The sequence below is a fragment of the Methylophaga sp. UBA678 genome (assembly GCF_002299105.1).
In the GTDB taxonomy this organism is placed as follows: Bacteria; Pseudomonadota; Gammaproteobacteria; order Nitrosococcales; family Methylophagaceae; genus Methylophaga; species Methylophaga marina.
Genome location: NZ_DBNG01000002.1, coordinates 55,226 through 75,725, shown reverse-complemented (window position 1 = coordinate 75,725; position 20,500 = coordinate 55,226). Strand labels below are relative to the sequence as shown.

The 20,500-nt window shown below is 44.8% G+C and carries 21 protein-coding genes, 1 other RNA gene and 1 pseudogene; 10 read left to right on the top strand and 13 right to left on the bottom strand.

The annotated features are described in order from the left end of the window. Positions 1 to 31: 31 nt before the first annotated feature. From B3014_RS00640 to trxA, 6 genes are all read right to left on the bottom strand, one after another. The gene (locus B3014_RS00640) at positions 32 to 901 is read right to left on the bottom strand and encodes an EamA family transporter (protein ID WP_289243227.1); all 870 of its coding nucleotides are present in this window, start codon (positions 899 to 901) and stop codon (positions 32 to 34) included. A 2-nt stretch (positions 902 to 903) separates the two neighbouring features. Continuing rightward, positions 904 to 1,413 (bottom strand): DUF411 domain-containing protein, encoded by a 510-nt coding sequence (locus tag B3014_RS00635; protein WP_289243228.1) that lies wholly within the window; start codon positions 1,411 to 1,413, stop codon positions 904 to 906. Then, on the bottom strand, positions 1,414 to 1,665 hold the full coding sequence (locus B3014_RS00630) for a hypothetical protein (RefSeq protein WP_289243229.1): 252 nt from the start codon (positions 1,663 to 1,665) through the stop codon (positions 1,414 to 1,416). Next, positions 1,662 to 2,771: a TRAP transporter substrate-binding protein gene (locus tag B3014_RS00625; RefSeq protein ID WP_289243230.1), complete on the bottom strand. Its 1,110-nt coding sequence runs from the start codon at positions 2,769 to 2,771 to the stop codon at positions 1,662 to 1,664. Before B3014_RS00625 ends, B3014_RS00630 begins: the two co-directional genes overlap by 4 nt. 16 nt (positions 2,772 to 2,787) lie before the next feature. Continuing rightward, positions 2,788 to 4,956 carry a DNA helicase II gene (gene uvrD, locus B3014_RS00620; RefSeq protein WP_289243231.1) on the bottom strand — a complete coding sequence of 723 codons (2,169 nt, stop codon included), beginning with the start codon at positions 4,954 to 4,956 and terminating at the stop codon, positions 2,788 to 2,790. A 181-nt stretch (positions 4,957 to 5,137) separates the two neighbouring features. Continuing rightward, positions 5,138 to 5,464, bottom strand: a complete 327-nt coding sequence (trxA, locus tag B3014_RS00615; RefSeq protein WP_007146622.1) for a thioredoxin TrxA — start codon at positions 5,462 to 5,464, stop codon at positions 5,138 to 5,140. 98 nt (positions 5,465 to 5,562) lie between these two features. Here trxA and rhlB point away from each other — a divergent pair, with 98 nt between their 5' ends. From rhlB to B3014_RS00600, 3 genes are read left to right on the top strand one after another with little or no spacing between them, the layout of a single operon-like run. Then, positions 5,563 to 6,843: an ATP-dependent RNA helicase RhlB gene (rhlB, locus tag B3014_RS00610; protein WP_289243232.1), complete on the top strand. Its 1,281-nt coding sequence runs from the start codon at positions 5,563 to 5,565 to the stop codon at positions 6,841 to 6,843. Positions 6,844 to 6,849: 6 nt separating this feature from the next. After that, the gene (locus B3014_RS00605; protein ID WP_289243233.1) at positions 6,850 to 7,197 is read left to right on the top strand and encodes a hypothetical protein; all 348 of its coding nucleotides are present in this window, start codon (positions 6,850 to 6,852) and stop codon (positions 7,195 to 7,197) included. Then, positions 7,184 to 7,876: a hypothetical protein gene (locus B3014_RS00600; RefSeq protein WP_289243234.1), complete on the top strand. Its 693-nt coding sequence runs from the start codon at positions 7,184 to 7,186 to the stop codon at positions 7,874 to 7,876. Before B3014_RS00605 ends, B3014_RS00600 begins: the two co-directional genes overlap by 14 nt. Here B3014_RS00600 and B3014_RS00595 read toward each other — a convergent pair. The 5 genes from B3014_RS00595 to B3014_RS00575 all read right to left on the bottom strand — a co-directional run bounded on the left by B3014_RS00595 (position 7,869) and on the right by B3014_RS00575 (position 12,801). After that, positions 7,869 to 8,462 carry a DUF502 domain-containing protein gene (locus tag B3014_RS00595; RefSeq protein WP_289243235.1) on the bottom strand — a complete coding sequence of 198 codons (594 nt, stop codon included), beginning with the start codon at positions 8,460 to 8,462 and terminating at the stop codon, positions 7,869 to 7,871. The genes B3014_RS00600 and B3014_RS00595 overlap by 8 nt on opposite strands. A gap of 63 nt (positions 8,463 to 8,525) precedes the next feature. After that, positions 8,526 to 9,740: a UbiH/UbiF/VisC/COQ6 family ubiquinone biosynthesis hydroxylase gene (locus B3014_RS00590; RefSeq protein WP_289243236.1), complete on the bottom strand. Its 1,215-nt coding sequence runs from the start codon at positions 9,738 to 9,740 to the stop codon at positions 8,526 to 8,528. Continuing rightward, complete coding sequence (gene ubiH / locus B3014_RS00585; RefSeq protein ID WP_289243237.1) at positions 9,737 to 10,939, bottom strand: 2-octaprenyl-6-methoxyphenyl hydroxylase; 1,203 nt, start codon at positions 10,937 to 10,939, stop codon at positions 9,737 to 9,739. The genes B3014_RS00590 and ubiH overlap by 4 nt, the downstream gene beginning before the upstream one ends. Positions 10,940 to 10,942: 3 nt before the next feature. Beyond that, the gene (gene pepP, locus B3014_RS00580) at positions 10,943 to 12,253 is read right to left on the bottom strand and encodes a Xaa-Pro aminopeptidase (RefSeq protein ID WP_289243238.1); all 1,311 of its coding nucleotides are present in this window, start codon (positions 12,251 to 12,253) and stop codon (positions 10,943 to 10,945) included. Continuing rightward, positions 12,253 to 12,801: a UPF0149 family protein gene (locus B3014_RS00575; RefSeq protein WP_289243239.1), complete on the bottom strand. Its 549-nt coding sequence runs from the start codon at positions 12,799 to 12,801 to the stop codon at positions 12,253 to 12,255. Before B3014_RS00575 ends, pepP begins: the two co-directional genes overlap by 1 nt. Positions 12,802 to 12,953: 152 nt before the next feature. On the opposite strand from B3014_RS00575, the gene B3014_RS00570 reads away from it, so the two are divergent. From B3014_RS00570 to B3014_RS00555, 4 genes are all read left to right on the top strand, one after another. After that, the gene (locus B3014_RS00570) at positions 12,954 to 13,163 is read left to right on the top strand and encodes a TIGR02449 family protein (RefSeq protein WP_286303992.1); all 210 of its coding nucleotides are present in this window, start codon (positions 12,954 to 12,956) and stop codon (positions 13,161 to 13,163) included. After that, positions 13,160 to 13,465 carry a cell division protein ZapA gene (locus B3014_RS00565; RefSeq protein ID WP_286303993.1) on the top strand — a complete coding sequence of 102 codons (306 nt, stop codon included), beginning with the start codon at positions 13,160 to 13,162 and terminating at the stop codon, positions 13,463 to 13,465. Before B3014_RS00570 ends, B3014_RS00565 begins: the two co-directional genes overlap by 4 nt. A 41-nt stretch (positions 13,466 to 13,506) precedes the next feature. Further along, positions 13,507 to 13,689: non-coding RNA, 6S RNA (gene ssrS / locus B3014_RS00560), on the top strand. Between the two features lie 211 nt (positions 13,690 to 13,900). After that, positions 13,901 to 15,640: an OFA family MFS transporter gene (locus tag B3014_RS00555; protein ID WP_289243240.1), complete on the top strand. Its 1,740-nt coding sequence runs from the start codon at positions 13,901 to 13,903 to the stop codon at positions 15,638 to 15,640. A 59-nt stretch (positions 15,641 to 15,699) separates the two neighbouring features. On the opposite strand, the gene aroE is transcribed toward B3014_RS00555, so the two are convergent. Both aroE and hemB read right to left on the bottom strand, forming a co-directional pair. Continuing rightward, a complete protein-coding gene (aroE, locus tag B3014_RS00550; RefSeq protein ID WP_289243241.1) occupies positions 15,700 to 16,527 on the bottom strand; it encodes a shikimate dehydrogenase in 828 nt (275 codons plus the stop codon). A gap of 27 nt (positions 16,528 to 16,554) precedes the next feature. Next, on the bottom strand, positions 16,555 to 17,568 hold the full coding sequence (hemB, locus tag B3014_RS00545; protein ID WP_289243242.1) for a porphobilinogen synthase: 1,014 nt from the start codon (positions 17,566 to 17,568) through the stop codon (positions 16,555 to 16,557). 160 nt (positions 17,569 to 17,728) lie between these two features. On the opposite strand from hemB, the gene B3014_RS00540 reads away from it, so the two are divergent. From B3014_RS00540 to carB, 3 genes and pseudogenes are all read left to right on the top strand, one after another. After that, complete coding sequence (locus B3014_RS00540) at positions 17,729 to 18,541, top strand: carbon-nitrogen hydrolase family protein (protein ID WP_289243243.1); 813 nt, start codon at positions 17,729 to 17,731, stop codon at positions 18,539 to 18,541. Between the two features lie 163 nt (positions 18,542 to 18,704). Then, positions 18,705 to 19,835 carry a glutamine-hydrolyzing carbamoyl-phosphate synthase small subunit gene (gene carA, locus B3014_RS00535; RefSeq protein ID WP_289243244.1) on the top strand — a complete coding sequence of 377 codons (1,131 nt, stop codon included), beginning with the start codon at positions 18,705 to 18,707 and terminating at the stop codon, positions 19,833 to 19,835. Positions 19,836 to 19,841: 6 nt separating this feature from the next. Further along, positions 19,842 to 20,500 (top strand): annotated as a pseudogene (gene carB / locus B3014_RS00530) (carbamoyl phosphate synthase large subunit); the annotation flags it as partial.

Here is a 20,500-nt window from a genome sequence, read left to right as displayed (position 1 = left end):
GTGCATAATAACAGGCCAAGCTCTATCCCGCTCAAGCGTTTAGAACCAGTAAGCTGCCTGCCACCATTACCAGACAAGCTGATAAGCGTCGCCAGAGATGTTCTTCATTAAAAATGCGGTAGCCAAGGAATACCTGTAGCACCATACTTAGTTGAAATAATGCCAGAGAATAAGCGACCAAAAGCTGTGAAAATACCAGCATAGTCATGTATTGCATCAGAAAGATCAGACAGCCCAGATAAACAAAAGGGCGGATGTTATGTCGCGCTTTTGCGATATTGGTGGTGATATCTTTTTTGATAAAAAGCCATTGAGTTAAGGCTGCCAACGGCAAACCCAATAAACACCAGAACACGGTTGTGGCTAAGGCTCCACCTTCTATCACTGCTGTTTTCAGCGGTAGAGTGCCGATAGAAAAAAGCAAAATCGATAAAAACCGGTATTGAACGCCTTTGTCTTTGAACAAGGTCAACATGCGGCTTTGCGAAGTCGTTTTGGGCGGAAATAAAAAATAGCTCCCCACCACAATGACCGCGACACCAAAAAAGCCTTGAAGGCTGGGGATTTCTCCAATAAATATCATTGCCAGTATCATGGAGATAACGACTTTGTAGGCATTCAAAGGCCCAAACACAGATAGATCTGTTTTTGATAAAGACATGACCAGGTAGACCGTACCCGCCATATCCAATAAGGCGGCAAAGAAAATATTTATCCAAAAATTGCTTGTCAGTGTAAACAGGTCAAGCAAAGAAAGTAGTGGCAGACAGATAACGGCTAGAACAAGATAAGAACTAAAAACAATAAACAGTGAGTCAAAGCCACGGTGAGTCAGTTGCTTTTGAAAAACATTAGAGAATGCCGAGAACAGTAACCTGCTCAGCACAACGAGGATTTCCATGGTTATTCCTCAGTTGTGCTGGCCTGGTAATGCTGATTTTCATCAAGCTGATAGGTAGTAAAAATGCTGTATTGTTGGTTTGGGGTAAACTCAATAACGGCAAAATTATCTTTGCGGGGGCCCATTTCCATGCCGGGCGTACCTACTGGCATTTGAGGAACAGCGAGCCCGGTGATAGTGGGTTTTTGTGTCAGTAAACGCATGATATCAGCAGCTGGTACGTGCCCTTCGATAACATAACCTTCGATCACGGCCGTGTGACAAGAGTGCATAGCATGAGGGACGCCTAACTTTTCTTTAACGGCATCAAGATTGTGTGTTAATTGATCGGTGACATTGAATCCGTGATGCTCAAGGTGACTGATCCACTTATGACAACACTGACAATTCGGGTTACGGTAAACCTTGATATCAACTGGTTTATCTAAATTGATAGTTGATTCAGACCACTCTGAGTCTGCATAAGCAGTTGTATTCAACAAACAGATCAGTAAAAAAAGAAGCGTTTTCATTTATAAATATTCAACATAGATTTCAGTATCGTGACTGCTTTTTTCAACCTGGCTCAAAGCATTGATGACCGATCTTTCATTAGTTGGGTCAGCCTGTTCGCTGAGAAAAAAACAGTCGCAGCCATATTCGACTAACTTGGCATAATCATTAGTGTTTTTTAGATCTGGATTCAACCAGACCGTCGCTTGCTCTGCCTGTATATCTGGAGCCGCTTCAGCTAAACCATCGGCTGTAAAAATCAAGAAAATCATTGGGCCGGTTCAAGGTTTAAGTATGTTCGTTCAGATATTTGAGACCAATCGGCATCCTTTTGCCGGAATGCCTGATATGCATTGAAGACACGTTTAAATTTCGGATTCTTCTCGGCTTCTTCGACTAAAGTTTCATCTGACAGGGTTTTTAAACGTTGCAACACATCATCTGGGAAGGGCGCTATAGTAATGTCATCACGTGCTTTCAGAATTTGTAATGCCTCAGCGTTTTTATGCTCCATCTCTGCCAGCATGGCCAGGTTTTCTGCTTGAGCTGCATTCGCGACGATAGCTTGCAGATCAGGTGGTAGGCTGTTCCATGCACGCTCATTCACCGTTAACTCCAGGACGGTGCCAGGTTCATGCCAACCTGGATAGTAATAATGCTCTGCAGCGCGATACAGACCTAAGCGCTCGTCATGATATGGCCCAATCCATTCAGTCGCATCAATCGTATTGCGTTCAAGCGCACTATAGACTTCACTGCCGGCCAATAAAACAGGGTTACCACCGGCTTTGGCTAATACCTTGCCACCTAAGCCTGGAATACGCATTTTTAATCCCTGCAGATCATCAACAGAATTGATTTCTTTATTAAACCAGCCGCCCATTTGGACACCAGTGTTACCCAGCGGGAAAGGGATAACATGGAATGGCTTATAGACTTCACGCCATAATTCGAGGCCGCCACCATCGTATAACCATGAGTTCATACCTAATGCTGTCATGCCAAAGGGGACGGTGGAAAAGAATTGCGCTTCAGGGACTTTACCGGCCCAGTAATAGGCACTGCCGTGCCCCATTTCTACCGTGCCCTGTGATACGGCTTCAAACACCTGTAAAGCAGGGATGAGTTCACCGCCGGCATAGACTTTAATTTCCAGTCGTCCATTAGACATGGACTTGATATTGGCAGCAAAACGTTCAGCACCTTCCTGTAATACAGGGAAACCGGGCGGCCAGGTTGTGACCATCTTCCATCGGTAACTCTTTTTATAGTCTGTATTATCAGTGACAGATTGTGATTGCTCACTTTGTCCACATGAGGCCAGCATGAAAGTCATTAGACCCACAATGACAGAACGTGAAAAACAAGATGCCAACATAGATGTATGTCCCTAATTAAAGTATGTCTAATTTAGCATAAGCCAGTACTAACCACTTACTACCAGCATGTTTGAAGTTGACTTGCACTCGCGCATTTTTGCCTGAACCTTCGGTATCAACCACGATTCCCGGGCCAAACTTTTGATGATGCACCTGCTGTCCGGTTTTGATGCCTGTTTCGTTCATTGTCTGCGTGTCTCGACCACGAACACCATTCAGGCTGGGAGAGATATGGTTTTTGCGAGCACGAACTTCTTCTGTACACTCGGCCGGAAGTTCACTCAGAAAACGTGACGGGCGTTGAATCATTTCTTGCCCATAGAGAAAGCGCGATTCTGTGTACATCAGATAGAGGGTTTTTCTCGCGCGTGTCATGCCGACATAACAAAGCCGTCTCTCTTCGGCAAGGCGGACAGGATCATCACTGGACTTTTGTCCGGGGAACAGACCTTCTTCCATGCCCACCATAAAGACGATTGGAAATTCGAGACCTTTGGCGGAATGTAATGTCATTAATTGCACGCAATCTTCCCAGCGGTCAGCCTGATTCTCACCGGCTTCGAGTGCAGCATGGGCAAGAAATGCATCCAGATCCGACATGTCTTCTGCTTCTTCAGGTTTGTGAAACTGTTTGGTCGCTGAGATTAATTCGTCCAGGTTATCAATCCGACCTTGCCCTTTTTCGGTCTTATCTTTGGCAAAGTGGGCTTTTAGGCCACTTTCATCAATGACTAACTGTGTCAGTTCATTTAAGCCCATCACGGTGTCTTGTTCAGGAGTCAGTGAATCAATCAGTGTGATAAAACCCGCTAGCGCATTACCTGCTCGTGCCGCAAAGGCTTTAGCATCGAGCATCTCTATGGCACTATGCCACATTGAAATACCGCGTTCACGAGCATATTGGCGTACTTGTGTGAGAGTGGCAGCGCCGATACCGCGCGTAGGTGTGTTGACGATACGTTCAAAAGCGGCGTCATCGAGACGGTTTGACACCAGACGCAAATAAGACAGAACGTCTTTTATTTCAGCCCGCTCAAAAAAGCGTAAGCCACCATAAACCCGATAGGGCATAGCGGCTTGTAATAAGGCTTCCTCAATGACCCGTGATTGCGCATTCGAACGATAGAGCACGGCAGCATCACTTCTTTTCCCACCGTTTTCTACCCATTTACGGATTTGCTCGACAAGGTATGAGGCTTCGTCACGTTCGTTGTAGGCGTTATAAATCTGGATGGGATCGCCATCATCATCCTCTGTCCATAATTCTTTGCCTAAGCGTTCACTATTATTGGCAATAACCGCATTAGCTGCTTTGAGAATATTGCCAGTAGAACGATAGTTTTGTTCTAGACGGATGGTGCTGGCACCCTGATAGTCGGTGTCGAACTGTTGAATATTTTCTATACGTGCACCACGCCAGCCATAGATAGACTGATCATCATCCCCCACGATAAACAGGTGTCCGCTAGTTCCGGCGAGTAATCTAAGCCAAGCGTATTGCAAGGTATTAGTATCCTGAAACTCGTCGACTAAAATTTGTTTAAACCGCTGCTGATAGTGCGCCAGAATATCGGGGCGTTTTAACCAGAGCTCATGGCTTCTTAATAAAATTTCACCGAAATCGATGACCCCAGCTCGTTGACAAGCTTGTTCATAGGCAAGGTAAATGGCCAGCATATTTTTTGAATAAGGGTCATGACCTGCCTGAATATCTTTGGCACGCAGGCCTTCATCTTTTTGTGCATTGATGTACCACTGGGCCTGTTTAGGTGGCCATTGAGCTTCATCCAGTTCCATCGCGCGGATGATGCGTTTCAGCATCCGAAGTTGATCATCGCTATCCAGAATCTGGAAATTTTGAGGCAGGTCGGCTTCTTTCCAATGTGAGCGCAATAGGCGGTGAGCTAAGCCATGAAAGGTCCCTACCCACATGCCGCCTGGTGGATAACCCAGAATCTCTTCAATACGACCACGCATTTCTGCAGCCGCTTTATTGGTGAAGGTCACAGCTAAAATATTACCCGCTGAAAAACCTTCTGCTTGTATCAGCCAGGCTATTCGGTGGACTAATACCCGTGTTTTTCCACTACCGGCTCCCGCCAGAATCCTGGCGTGGCCTAGAGGTGCAGCAACTGCTTCACGCTGTGGTTTGTTTAGATCGTTTAAAAGCTCTGAGACATCCATTTTGTGATCATATCGTTCAGAAATAAATAAACCAGCACATTACCCGGTCTGATGGATATGAACTGGTCAATTGATGTTATGCCATATCAGTCGGGCGGGGGACTGATAGCGTATCTGCATAACGCTCATTGTAAAAATCAAACTCCCCGCAACAAGAATGCTTGCGGGGAGTATGTATTTTTTAGATGTTGCTATCTAAAAATGCAGCCAATTGTGATTTTGTTAAAGCACCTACTTTTGTGGCTTCAACTTCACCATCTTTAAACAACATTAATGTTGGGATACCACGGATACCGTAGCGTGGTGGAGTGTCCTGATTTTCGTCAATATTCAGCTTGCAAACTTTCAACTTACCAGCGTATTCGGTCGCGATTTCATCCAATACAGGGGCGATCATTTTGCATGGACCACACCATTCAGCCCAGTAATCGACCAACACAGGCAGGTCAGACTGTAGTACTTGGCTATCAAAGTCGCCATCGGTCACGTGGGTGACGTTTTCGCTCATGTTTTATCTCCAGTGGTATATAAAGTATCGTGGGTCTATACTCCCATACGATATAGCCTAACATTTTTTCCTATCACAAAAGGTAATGCAAGTATTCTATGAGTGCACATCTAACCGAGCAGGCCTTCTCATCCTTGCCACTCCACGCTTCACTAAAAGCCGGGCTGGCAAAGGCCGGATTCGAATTCTGTACCCCGATTCAAGCTTCTGCGCTGCCATTATTACTATCAGGCCGTGATGTTGCTGGTCAGGCACAGACAGGAACGGGCAAAACCATTGCTTTTTTACTTGCTACCTTTCAATGCCTGCTTGAAAAAAAGCCTGCCGAAAATTGGGACGGAAAACAACCACGCGCACTGATTTTAGCTCCGACTCGCGAATTAGCCATTCAAATAGCGAAAGATGCAGAAAAACTTAATGCTGAATCAGGACTGCGTATTGGTATCGCACATGGAGGCAAAGATTACCAACGTCAGCGCGATATGATTACGGGGGGGCTGGATATTTTAATCGGCACGCCTGGGCGCTTGCTGGATTATCAGAAACAACACGTGTTCAGTTTAAAATTCATTGATGTCGTTGTACTTGATGAAGCCGATCGGATGTTTGATCTGGGCTTTATTAAGGATGTCCGTTATTTCTTGCGTCGTATCCCTAAACCCGAGCAACGTTTAGGGATGTTGTTTTCAGCGACATTGAGCTACAAAGTTAGCGAATTAGCTTACGAACATATGAATAACCCAGAAAAGGTTCAGGTCGAACCTGAAAAAATGATGGGGGATCGTATTGAAGAATGGGTGTATTACCCGGCGAATGATGAAAAAATTCCTCTGCTGCTGGCATTGATTAAACGTTTGAATCCTGAACGGGGCATTATTTTTGTCAATACAAAACAAGCTGCAGATGTTGTCTGGGGATATTTGGAGGGGAATGGCTACAAGGCTTCATTATTGTCTGGTGATGTGCCCCAGAAAAAACGTGAACGCTTATTGCAACATTTCCAAGATGGCGAATTTCCCTTCCTCGTCGCCACTGATGTTGCTGCGCGAGGATTACATATTCCTGAGGTGAGTCATGTATTTAATTATGATTTACCCCAAGATGTAGAGGACTACGTTCATCGCACGGGACGGACTGCTCGAGCAGGGGCTAGCGGTGTTGCCATCAGTTTAGCGTGTGAAGAATATGTATTTTCACTGCCAGATATTGAAGCTTATATCAAACATAAATTACCATTAGCATCAACCTCTGATGAGCAACTCGACACACCCAAGCCACGAGTAAAAAAGGAAAAAGAAGCCTCACCACAACGAAAAAGACACGACGCGAATAAATCATCAAAGCCACGACGCAGGCGTCCAAGGCAAGAAAAAAAGTAATGATAGATGCAGATCAACAATAACAGACAAGCGAATTTTTACCCGCTGGTTCCTACTGAACCACGCAATAATGCGCGTTTGCCTGTTACTTTTGATGCTGCCGCTGAATACACCGCCACCATCGTTGATAAAGAACAAGCTGATACAAGCAATGTCGTTGTGCCAGTGGTCTCTACACAAGATAGTCAGCAAGCGCAATTTGTCAGGCAGTTTATCGGCACTGAACGTGACTCATCTTCATCTGAACGACAAAACAATCTATTACCAAAGTCTGTACAGCAATATTTATATATCAAGGACATGAATAATGACTCAAAGCCATCAGGAGGGCAGTTAGTGGATGAGATGGTTTAGCGTTTTATGGCTTGTTTTTTTCATTACGGGATGTGCGACAAGCGGAAATAATAGTCAGTCAAATAACGGTGTCTCTAGACTGGCCAAGAGTGACATCGATGAAGTAATAGAACTTCATCAACAAGCAGTGATGGTGCAGTTAAAAAGATTAATGTTGAAGCTTTACAAACGTAACCCCAATCTTCGTCATGACAGGGATATCAGAACCATCAAAGAAAGTGTAGAGCGGACATTCTCCAGAGAGGTGGATTTCATCTATCCCGAATGGGCTATTATCAAAAGACCAACCGATATAATCCGACTCTCTCTTGATGAACGTTTTCAGGGGGATCGTGTACTTGCCTATATTGTCGGCTTAAGAAAAATGCTGATGGCATCTTATGATAACCACAGCGAATTTTTTTATCTGACCTCTATCGATCAGCAAAAACTCTATAACAGTGCTCGTAATATAGAAATTGCGGCATGGTTGTTGGCAAAGAAACGTGATCGTGACGGTAATCTACTGATGTTGAGCGATAGCTTATCAGGCGAGATACGTAATTTAAGTTACCAACGACTGTTTGGAAAAATGATTGCTACCCAAGATAATCTTGCTCAAATCATTGCGCAGAAGAATGGGCGTATTATTAAGACATTTGTCGTGCGAGCGGCCACGCTTGTTTTCTTACCTATTTAGGTTTTGTGTGACCAGCGACCCCAGCAGTTAATACAAAACGCATGGCTTGTTCCATGCTCATATCAATCGGTTTTAACATGCGTCTTGGCATGATCACAGGATAGCCGCCGATGTTATAACTCATTGGTAAATACACCAGCACACGATCTTCATCATCTTTGGTTGGCAGATGCTCTGCACTGTCCAATGTGATAAAGCCAATCATCTCCATACCATTATCCAGTTTGACGGAAACAACCTGTTCAAACTCAGTTTCTCGTCCCGGTGTGAAGTAATGAAAAAAGTCATGCATGCTGCCATAAATTGATTTGATGACTGGCAGGTGATACAGCAAGCTTTCTGCACCCTTGAACAAGCGCTTGAAAACATAGAGGCGCATTAAAATACCGAGAGTGAAGATCAAGGCAATAGCGGCTAAAAAACCCATCCCCGGCCAATACATGTAATCCGGTAACAGAAACATGATGACTTGGCTTAATGCTTTTTCTGCAGAAGAAATGACCCAATAAATCAGATAGAGCGTAATGGTGATAGGCAGAATAGTGATTAAGCCGGTCAAAAACTGACGGGTAAGAAATCGAAACATAAACTAGGCTCCGCGAAATGAAAGTGTGGTCATCTGATCTGAGAAAGACGAAAGGGGAATAAATTAATCACGGCCATAGTGACGCTGAGCCAGTTTAGGCGTGGCAAAAGAACGGCTTGCTGCTTGCTGCATAAAAAGGTTTTTCAGTAAGCGACTTTGGTTGACATGACGCAAGCCAAATTGACGTAGCCATCTCACCGGAGCGATGCGATTAGTAAAGACACGCTTGAACATATCCATGCTCATTTGCATCAGCAGATTATCAGCATGTCGTTGTCGTTGGTATTTTTGTAACGTATGTAGCTGACTAATATCACGATTATGCATGGCAGCATCGATAATAACTTCGGCTAGCGTTGCTGCATCCAACAAACCGATATTGACGCCTTGTCCAGCTAATGGATGAATTGTGTGTGCGGCATCACCGACCAGAACAATGCCTGGTTTGATATATGTCTCGGCATGACGTAGTTGAAGCGGAAAAGCATCACGATGGCTGATGTGGGTGACTTTTCCCAAACGTTCTTCAAATGCCACATTCAGTTCATCGATAAATTCATCATCGCTGAGCGATAACAGACGATCAGCATCGTCATTTTTAAGTGTCCAGACGATTGAGCATTGATGATTATCTTTTAGAGGTAAAAACGCAAGCGGACCATCAGTTAAGAAGCGCTGCCATGCGGTGTTTTGATGAGGATGCTCAGTGGTGACATTACACACCAGGCCTTTTTGATGGTATGACCAGCCTTTTGTCTGGATGTTAGCCAGCTCTTTAATGGCGGAATGAGCACCATCTGCCGCGATAATCAGTTGTGTTTTTACTATGCGTCCATCCTCGAGACGGAGTTGCTGGTTATCAATAGCCACTGGTTTGGCTGGGCAAATCACATCAATATTAGCTTGTTGCTGACAGAGGCTGAAACTGGTTTGTTGCAGCTGCCGATTCTCAATGATATGACCTAAGTTGCTGGTACCCATATCTGCACTATTGAAATGAATCTGACTCTCACTGGTTTCCCAGACTTTCATATCAGAAAATGCAGATAGTCGTGCTGGTGGCAGCATTGACCATATTCCCAGATTTTTCAGAATGGCTTCACTACCTTTGGTCAATGCACTGACTCTGATGTCAAAGGAATCGTCAGCAGTTAATGGTTCAACATGACGAGCCTCTATTAAGGCAATGGTGAATTGGTCATAACGTGATAATGCCAGCGCCAGACAGGCTCCCACCATGCCACCACCGACAATCGTAATATCATATTGCTGTTTCATGATAAGGGAACACCTCGAGCTAATTTGGGCTGTGCTTGTGCCAATCCCATACTTTTCTGTGCCAGCCAGTGTTTCATAACAGGCATCGTATCCATCAGCGTAAGTCCTGCCCCTCGCAGATGACCTAATAGCGGAATATCATTACTGAATAATCGCACCAGTTGGTCTGTGGATTTAACAACCTGATCCTGATCTTGCTGACGTTGCTGCTGATAACGTTGCAATAACTCAGCGTGACCGCAATCTTTGGCATCAAAAATATGTTCAGCCAATACCGCGACATCACGTAAGCCAAGATTGAATCCCTGACCAGCAATGGGGTGCAGGCTGTGTGCGGCATTTCCAATAAATACGATTCGAGCTTGAACTGGCATGTCAGCTTGCATCAATATCAATGGGTAACTGTTACGCTCGCCAACACGAATAAACCGTCCGGCACGATAGCCGAAGTGATGTTGTAATTGCTTTAGAAATGCTTCCTCTGGAAGTGAGAGCAATGCACTTTCTTCACCCGCTTTGACTGTCCATACTAAGCTGCTTCTTTTATCCATCGGCAATAAAGCCATGGGACCAGATGTAGTGAAACGCTCGTATGCCCAACCATGATGTGGTTTATCTGTAGAAATATTGGCGGTGATAGCGACCTGACTGTAATCTTGCTCCCAGGCACTTAAGTTCAAACAGTGACGGATAGTCGATTCACGCCCATCAGCGGCAACAAGCAGTTTGGCAGTCAGAGTGTCATGGTTATCTAACGTGACTTTCACATGTTCAGCTTCAGTGACTACTGCACTCACCGTGCTTGGACAGAATAATGTCAAATTATCGAGTTGCTGCAATTGCTGGTTGAGTGCGTGGCCTAAATATTTGGCTGTAATGACTTGGCCGAGTGCCGGCACTTTTTCCTGTTCGGCCGATAAGCGTGTCACACCAAAGCGGCCTCGCTCAGACACGTGAATGTGTTGGATGGGACTGGCGTGCTTTTCGATAGCAGTCCAGACATCCATTGTTTCGAAGATACGTTGCGAACCATAGCTAAGTGCAATGCCACGATCATCGTAACTGGGCTGGGAGTTTGTTTCTAATGATTTCGCTTCTATAAGACCAATCTTCAGCCGACTCTCTTTCAAAGCGATAGCCAGGCTGGCGCCAGCCATACCGCCTCCCACAATCAACACATCAAACAGGCTGTGATTCACGTTTTAGATTGCCTCTGCCATTAATGCTTCAATCTCGTCGATTTCCTTAGGGGCCGCTTCAGTGAGTACTTCGCAACCGTCTTTTGTCACCAGTACGTCGTCTTCAATCCGAATACCGATAAAGTGCCACTTTTTATCGACATGATCTTGATCGCGGATATAGAGACCAGGTTCTACCGTTAATACCATGCCGGGTTCTAATAAGCGCCACTCACCTCCGACTTTGTAGTCACCGACATCATGTACATCCATTCCCAGCCAGTGTCCAGTTCGGTGCATATAAAACTCACGGTAAGCGCCTTCTTCGATGAGTTGATCGACATTGCCGTTGAGAATGCCTAATTCAACTAAGCCTTGTGTTAAGACCTCAACCGCTGCTTCGTGTGGTTGATTCCAATGATTGCCTGGCTTCACTGCAGCAATGGCGGCTTTTTGTGCATTTAAAACGATTTGATATACGGCTGCCTGAGCGGTAGTGAACTTACCATTAACAGGAAAAGTGCGAGTAATATCGCCTGCGTAACATTCGAATTCTGCACCGGCATCAATCAGCAATAACTCATTACTTTTCAACTTGGCACTGTTTTCAATGTAATGCAGGATACAGCCATTCTCACCGCCACCTACAATAGACGGGTAAGCAGGGGAGCGACAGCCATTTTTCATAAACTCATGAATAATTTCTGCTTCGACCTCATACTCCCATTTACCTGGTTTGGTAAATTGCATAGCACGAATATGAGCTTGGGCCGACACGCTTGCTGCCTGTTTCATGGCTTTGATTTCCTGACTGCTTTTAAATAATCTCAGCTCATTCAGGCAATGCTCCAGTTCAATAATCTCTGTTGGCGAATGTTTACCAGAGCGTGCTGCCTGACGCAGGTGATTCAACCAAGACACCATGTGCTGATCAAAGCTCGGCTGATTTCCCATGGTGTAATAGACTTTTTCTTTACCTTCCAGCAGACCAGGCAGGATATCGTCAAGATCACTTATTGGGTAAGAGTCATCGGCGCCAAATTCAGCGATGGCACCTTCCTGACCTGCGCGATAGCCATCCCAGATTTCTTTATCCAGGTCCCGCTCACGGCAGAATAAAATATACTCGCCATGTTCTCTTCCCGGAATCAGCACCAGTACGGATTCAGGCTCATCAAACCCTGTCAGGTAGTGGAAACTACTATCACTTCGGTAGGGATAGTCGACATCACGGTTACGGTTAGCCACTGGCGCGTTGGGTAATACAGCGATCGTATCTGGGCCCATAATATCCATCAGATGTTGACGGCGTTTGGCGAATTCTTTCTTTTGCATTAGTGTTCAGTCGCTTCCTCAGTTGGGTCGGTAGGTTGCAATTCTCCGTAAAGTAAAAAAAGACCCATACGAATATATTCTACGAGTTCTTCAAAATTGGCACGTTCTTCTTCTGTGTCTTCTACATTGTCAAAATTAACCTGACTGATTTTGATGACATCAGTCACGTATTCCTGACAATCATCAGAGAGTTCCGTTTCATTGGTCATGCCTGATGTACCGAGACCGAATACAAGCCCTTGACACCAGTCTGCCATCGCCGATAAACGTGAGACAATTGGTGCATTGTCATCCGGAAGTTCCATTTGAAAGTCAAAATCCAAGCTGTTAAGAGACTGAATCGTGTCATCAAACAGGTGTGTTAAATCTTGTTTCTCTTCTTCGGCAGGCGAGAAATCTTCAAATAATCGTGTGTACCAGCTTTTACGATCGGCGAGAGCGTCCATACAAAGCAAACCACATAAAGCGCCCTGGAGTTCAGCGAGACTGGCAGGCCCATCACCGTTTTGATTATCGGGCGATAGAGATGGAAAGTAGAGTTGTGACATAAACTTAAAACCTGAATAATGGCAAAAAAGATATCTTGTTCAATGTTATGCATTGGAACATAAATTGTTCCTATTATGACAGTTGTTGACCGAGTCGGCAGCGCACGTCTATAGTTAGGCTTTATTCTCGCACAGCGAAAGAACTCATATTAATGGATAAGAACGCGATACAACAATTGGAGCAACAAGTGGATGAGCTACTTCGTACCAGTCGTCGATTGCGGGAAGAGAACATGCTGTTGCGCTCTCAACAAACAGCGTGGCTCTCAGAACGTTCTCAACTGATCGAAAAAACCGATGTGGCTCGAAGCCGGATTGAGAAGATGGTGAGTCGTTTAAGAGAATTGGATAGCGAATTATGAGTTCACCGGTAACTGTGACGATTTTGGGCAAGGAATATCAAATTGCTTGTCCGGAAGAAGAAAAAGAGGCGCTGATTGCGTCTGCCAAGATGGTCCATGACAATATGGAAAAGATTCGTCAAAGTGGCAAAGTGGTAGGTGTCGATCGTATCGCAGTCATGGCAGCACTCAACTTAGCGCACGAGTTGCTTATTTTCAAACATGACGAAGGTCATGACATGGAAAAAGTAAACAACAAAATTATGCAGTTGAAAGAGCGTGTTAGCGCTTTTCTGGAAGAAGATAGACAATTGGAGCTCTGAAAAACTTGAGCTAAGCATAGGGAATTTGCGTATCATAGGTTATGTCCCTGCGGTGCTCGATAGCGACATGTGTGTCTTGAGCCGATAAGCAAATGCTTAAGGAAACTGACAATCCGAAGTTGAAAAACAGGCCCGCTTGACGGGAAGTTTGCCATCTTCATGAAGTTTCCCTCTTGAATCTCATGGTTCAAGAACCCCCGTCGCACCGACACTGTGGGGCTCAATTTCCCCCTTCATCCTCACCTCGATCTTAATCATAAAAAGAAGCCGATCTCATCGGTGGGGATGTTTTTCCTTGTTGGTTTTCACCATCACCACCATTTCCCAATGGTTTGCTTTTTTAGGCTTTTTTTCTGTGGCGGTTCCGTCTTGATCAATAGTTGTGATATGTTGCTGAAAAACATAAAAACTATATTAAAGAGAGGAATATTACTGATGTCATGGTTTGATAACTTGGCCAGTCGGCTATCCAAGAAACATATCATCGCCAAACCTGGGTTTAATCGCTGGCTAATTGCCCCTGCTTCTGTCGCTATTCATTTGTGTATCGGTTCGGTCTATGCTTGGAGTATTTTTAATCCAGCCCTGACGAAACAGTTTGGTGTGGTGGCCAGTGCTGCTGATGACTGGAGCTTTTCATCTGTTGTCTGGATTTTTTCTACCGCGATTGTGTTTCTGGGATTAGCAGCAGCCATTGGGGGGAAATGGCTTGAAGAAGTAGGGCCAAGAGCGACCGGATTTCTCGCTGCTTGTTTATGGGGTGGTGGCTTTCTCGTTGGCAGTATCGGCATTGCCACACACGAGCTTTGGCTCATTTATTTGGGGTATGGTGCTATTGGTGGTTGTGGTTTAGGGCTTGCCTACGTCACGCCAGTCAGTACCTTGATTCGCTGGTTCCCTGATAGACGTGGTATGGCGACAGGTATCGCCATCATGGGGTTTGGTGGTGGTGCGATGATAGGCGCGCCATTAATTACTTACCTATTGAGTTTGTATTATCGAATGCCTGAATATTTAGGCAAAGTCACCGACGTTAACCTGATTACTGAATCGGGTAGGCGCTATGCTGAAGTGGCAGGTCAACAAGTTGAAGTTGTTATTGCTTCCGCAGCGGATATGTTAAAGACCCCTGTGCCTGGGCCAGAAGGGGTCTATGTCGTGGGCACAGGTGATACCGGAGCGACCAGTGTCTTCATCACGCTTGGTATCGTGTATTTTATCGTGATGACTATCGCAGCGTTTAGTTTTCGAGTTCCAGCTAAAGACTGGAAACCAGACAACTGGACGCCTCCAGCCAAAGATCAATCTACAAAAAACCGTCTGATTTCTGACAACCATGTTCATATTGATCAAGCGATAAAAACACCGCAGTTCTATCAACTATGGATTGTATTGTGTTTTAACGTGACGGCAGGTATTGGGGTGATCGGGGTGGCAAAAACCATGATTACTGATATTTTTAGTCCGAGCCTGCCAGGAATTGTTGATGCCAGCTTCGCTGCTACCTATGTATTGATGATTAGCGTGTTTAATATGTCAGGGCGTTTTTTATGGTCTACAGCATCTGATTACATCGGGCGTAAAAATACCTATCATTGCTTCTTCTTGTTGGGGGCATTGTTGTATTTATCTATCCCCTTTATAGCTACACAAGCTAGTGTGAGTCCGAGTGTGACTGCATTAATCATGTTCTATGCCGTTACCATGATCATATTCACTATGTATGGCGGTGGTTTTGCCACTATTCCAGCTTATCTGGCTGATATTTTCGGTACGATGCATGTGGGTGGTATTCATGGTCGATTGTTAACAGCCTGGAGTACCGCTGGCATTTTAGGACCATATGTGATTACGCATCTGCGTGAGCACTCGATGAATAAGGTTTTACATGAATTAGCAGCTAAAGTTGATCCAGCTGCATTCCTGCAAAAGTTTGGGGCGAGTATTGATAATCTCGATGAGTTGATTGCCGCGAAAACAGTGTCCATTTCACAGCTGATGGAGATTGCACCGGCAGGGACTTTAGATCCTACTCCAAGCCTTTATAATTCAACTATGTATGCCATGGCTGGATTACTTCTTGTGGCATTCCTGGCGAATTTGTCTATTCGTCCAGTTAGAGAAAAACATCATGTGCAAAACACACATCCTGAATTAGCTCAGGAACATAAATGAAGTCTGTACTTTCGCAAAAAAAAGCCTGCTTTTTAGCAGGCTTTTTTTATTAGGCTAGGCTAGCCTGATTTCATGTTCTCACGAAGTTGCTGCAAAACAGCTTGGGTATCAGGCCTGATCTGTCGCCAAAGATAAAAGGCTTCAGCAGCTTGCTCGACTAACATTCCCAGGCCATCAATGGTTTGACTGACTTTATGTTGTTTTGCCCACTTGATAAATGCGGTATCACTATCCGCATACATCATGTCATAACAACATGATTGTGTAGTAAAAATACTGTCAGGTAAGTCAGGTATTTCTCCTTGCAAACTCGCCGCCGTTGCGTTGATGATGATATCGAAATGCCCGGATACGTCAGTAAAACCACCGCCTTTGATATCCCCTAAATCGGAAAATAACTCAGCTAATTGAGTCGCTTTACTGGCTGTTCTGTTGGCAATAAATAATTCGGCTGGTTGATAAGTCATTAACGGGGCGATGACGCCTCGCGCCGCACCACCTGCACCTATTAACAAAATCCGCTTACCTTTAAGGCTGATATCATGGTTTTCCAAATCTCGGCATAATCCAATACCATCAGTATTGTCGCCATGCATAGTGCCGTCATTCTCAAAAATGACTGTGTTGATGGCACCAGCCCGTTGTGCACGATCTGACAGACTATCTGCCAAGGCCCAGGCTTGTTCTTTAAAAGGAACAGTGATGTTAATCCCTTTAAGCTTGAGAATATCTCGCAGCTGCTGAAGACTTGAAGCCAGTGAGTCTACTGGCACTTCGATAGCCGTGTATTCAATATCTTGCTGACTCTGCTTGGCAAATTCAGCATGGATGAATGGGGATTTACTGTGTTTAATTGGGTTGCCTATAACGGCGTATTTATCAGTCATAGAGTCATTGCAAATGTATTTTTAAAATTAGATGCCAGCTTTTAATTGCTGAGCCACTTCCTTGGCAAAGTAAGTCAAAATGCCATCAGCCCCAGCACGTTTGAAAGCCAGAAGACTTTCCAAAATAACTGACTCAGTCAACCAGCCATTGTCGATAGCCGCTTTTAACATGGCATATTCACCGCTGACTTGGTAGACATAAGTGGGTTTTTTGAAAGTGTCTTTCACACGATATAAAACATCTAGATAAGGCATGCCTGGCTTCACCATCACCATATCAGCGCCTTCCTGAATATCTAATGCGACTTCATGGAGGGCTTCATCACTGTTAGCGGGGTCCATCTGGTAAGTAAATTTGTTACCGCTACCTAGATTTCCTGAGCTACCAACAGCATCCCGGAATGGGCCATAAAAACTAGAAGCATATTTGGCTGAATACGCCATGATGCGGGTATGTATATGGCTGTTGAACTCCATTGCATCACGAATAGCACCGATTCGGCCATCCATCATATCGGATGGTGCCACAATTTGAGCGCCAGCTTCGGCATGCGATAAGGCTTGTTTAATTAATACATCAACAGTGTGATCATTGACGATGTATCCATTGTCATCGAGAAGACCGTCCTGCCCATGCGTCGTGAAAGGGTCTAACGCCACATCGGTCATGATGCCTAGCTCAGGGAACTCCTGTCGTAGCGCTCGAACAGCTTGTTGAACAAGACCCTCTGGATTATAAGCCTCACTGGCATCTTCTGTTTTTTTCTCAACAGGCGTCACTGGAAATAAAGCCATCACGGGTACACCTAAACGATGAATAATTTCAGCTTCTTTAAGAAGCAGGTCGATACTCAATCTCTCTACGCCAGGCATAGAGCTAACCTGTTGACGTTGATTGCTTCCTTCAAGCACAAAACAGGGGTAAATTAAATCGTTGACTGTCAGGACATTTTCTTGCATCAAGCGTCGGGAAAAATCATCTTTACGCATTCTTCTTGGGCGCTGATTAGGGAAACCACTAGTGATAATTGATTGCGTCATGCCTGACCTCATTGATTACAGAGTAAACACCCCAATATACCTAAGCAAAGCTAATGTCACCAGTGATTTTCTGATGTGTTGCGTATGAGTTTGTATTGAACGATTTTTTGTTATATTTTTCGTCAAATAGGAATAGGCACAAAAAATGTAAGGTGATGTGATGGTAATAGACGTCGGTATCGTGCAAATGAATTCATCGGAAAGCTATGAATATAACCTGGCTTTTTCTGAGAACATGGTCGCAGAGGCATCGGAACGCAAACTTAATCTTTTAGCCTTTCCTGAAACCTTTCTCTATGTCGGCAAGGATCACTCAGCTAAGCGTAAAGTGGCAGAAAAACTGGAAACAGAGATATTGCCGCGCTTTAGCCAACTTGCAAAACAGAGTCATTGTGCTTTGTTACTGGGCAGTGTCTACGAGCTGACAGATGAAGATAGTGGGCGGTTATTCAATACCTCCATTTTCATTGATCGTGATGGCAAAGAAAAGGCTCGTTATCGAAAAATCCATATGTGTGATGCAGTGCCTTTGGGGTACATGGAATCTGCGGGTATTAAACCTGGGGACAAAACCGTAGTGATTGATCACGAACTAGGTCGGCTCGGATTTAGCGTTTGTTATGATCTTCGTTTCCCCGATCTCTTTCGTTCACTTTCTGACAAAGGGGCTGAAATCATTTTCGTGCCTGCCGCCTTTTTTCTTCATACCGGTAAACACCATTGGTTACCGCTATTAATTGCACGGGCTATTGAAAATCAGGTGTATATCGTTGCGCCGAATCAATGGGGGCATCACTACGGTGATCGAACTTCATACGGCAGCAGTGTCATTATTGATCCATGGGGAAGCATCCTCTGCTGTGCACCTGAAAGAGTGGGATTAACATTGAGTCGAATTGATATTGAGTACCTTCGACAAGTTCGTTCGAATATGCCGCTGCATACGCATCGCAGACCAGAACTCTACGTCTGACAGGCAGACTACTTTTCAGCAAATTGAAACAGTTATCACAAGCACTGAGGGATAATCGTTTTTAGCGTGGACTCGACCTGCTGTTTTGCGATAAAATTGCAAAGATTTTGTCTGGGGAGAACGTCATGTTAGCCCCATTATTTTTATCTGGTGGAGGTTTCCCTTGCGAACGAGTGCGTTACTTGCTCTTGAAGACGGCACGGTTTATCACGGCGAGTCGATTGGAGCCATTGGCCAGTCAGTCGGTGAAGTGGTGTTTAACACGTCAATGACTGGCTATCAGGAAATCCTGACTGATCCTTCTTATTGTCGACAAATAGTCACATTAACTTATCCTCATATCGGCAACACGGGTGTGAATGTGGAGGATGAAGAGTCTGACAATGTTTACGCAAGTGGACTCATTATTCGAGAGCTGTCCCCGGTTGTTAGTAGCTGGAGAAGTGAACAAGCACTAGATGAGTACTTGGTCAAACACAATATCGTCGGCCTGGCAGGTATTGATACTCGCTCGCTCACACGCTTGATTCGTGAAAAAGGTGCAATGAAAGGCTGCATCGTTGCTGGTGATGATATTGATGTCGAAGCAGCTATTGCAGTAGCTAAAGACTTTCAAGGCTTAAAAGGACTGGACCTGGCTAAAGAAGTCAGCACCAAACAAAGCTATGTTTGGGATGAGGGATGCTGGCATATTGATGGGCAAGCAAAAACAGCTGAGGCGAAATACCATGTGGTCGCTTATGACTATGGCGCGAAAAAGAATATTCTTAGAATGCTGGTGGAACGTGGCTGCAAACTGACAGTTGTTCCTGCACAGACACCTGTAGAAGACGTTCTGGCGATGAATCCAGATGGCGTGTTTTTGTCTAATGGACCTGGCGATCCAGAACCTTGTGATTATGCCATCAGCGCTATTCAAACCTTACTGGAAAAAGATATCCCTACCTTTGGTATCTGTCTTGGCCACCAACTACTTGGGCTGGCCTGTGGTGCCAAAACAGTCAAAATGAAATTTGGTCATCATGGTGCTAACCATCCAGTACAAGAATCACTGGCTGGATTGGTGATGATTACCAGTCAGAACCATGGTTTTGCTGTTGATGAAGAAACGCTGCCAGAGACCTTAAGAGCAACGCATAGGTCCCTATTTGACGGCACCTTGCAAGGCATCCATCATGTCAGCAAGCCTGCATTTAGCTTTCAGGGACATCCAGAAGCAAGTCCTGGTCCGCAAGACGCAGCTCCTCTTTTTGATCACTTCATCGATCTACTTGAACAAGCAACGGGTAAATAACACACGATGGCTAAACGTACTGATATTCAAAGTATTCTGATTCTGGGTGCAGGACCGATTGTTATCGGTCAAGCCTGTGAGTTCGATTATTCTGGTGCACAAGCGTGTAAAGCGCTGAGAGAAGAAGGTTACCGTGTGATTCTGGTGAACTCGAATCCAGCCACGATAATGACCGATCCCAATATGGCCGATGCAACCTATATTGAGCCTGTTACCTGGCAAGCAGTAAGTAAAGTCATTGAAGCGGAACGCCCCGATGCTATCTTGCCTACTATGGGTGGTCAGACGGCATTGAACTGTGCATTAGATCTGGAAAAACACGGCATCTTAGAACAATTTGGTGTTGAAATGATCGGCGCTGACAGTGAAGCGATTAACAAAGCTGAAGACCGTGATTTATTCCGTGAAGCGATGCGTAAAATCGGTCTGGATATGCCGCAGTCTGATATTGCTCACACATTAGATGAAGCAATAAAAGTTCAAGAAAAATTTGGCTTCCCAGTGATTATTCGTCCATCTTTTACAATGGGTGGCAGTGGCGGTGGTATCGCATACAATAAACAAGATTTCATTGAAATCTGTCAGCGCGGTTTATACCTCAGCCCTACATCTGAGCTACTGATTGAAGAATCCATCATTGGTTGGAAAGAGTATGAAATGGAAGT